Origin of the sequence: Pseudomonas sp. 14A, assembly GCF_018132745.1 — a bacterium.
In the GTDB taxonomy this organism is placed as follows: Bacteria; Pseudomonadota; Gammaproteobacteria; order Pseudomonadales; family Pseudomonadaceae; genus Aquipseudomonas; species Aquipseudomonas mercuritolerans.
Genome location: NZ_JAGRQJ010000035.1, coordinates 1 through 279, shown reverse-complemented (window position 1 = coordinate 279; position 279 = coordinate 1). Strand labels below are relative to the sequence as shown.

1 protein-coding gene is annotated in these 279 nt (G+C 67.0%); it reads right to left on the bottom strand.

Translation table 11 applies throughout. The features are described 5' to 3' along the window. Positions 1-14: 14 nt before the first annotated feature. The coding region (locus PS14A_RS26520) for a helix-turn-helix transcriptional regulator (protein ID WP_349251730.1) at positions 15-279 on the bottom strand (265 nt) is incomplete at its 5' end.

The window sequence follows — 279 nt, the reverse complement described above, 5'->3', positions numbered from 1 at the left end:
CATCTGCCTCGGTGTCAGCGCGGGGCGAGCACGAGCAGCTCGCCGACCTCGCAGTCCAGGGCCTCGCAGATCGCGCGCAGCGTGGAATAGCGGATGGCACGGGCGCGGTCGTTCTTCAACACGGAGAGGTTCACGATGCTGACCCCCACAGCGGCGCTCAGCTCGGTGAGGGTCATGCCGCGGTCGACGAGCAGTTCGTCGAGACGGCAGTGGATGCCTGTGAACTCGTCGTCGCTCTCGGCCGGGCTCACACCAGACCCTCCGTGTCCTTCTGCAGTC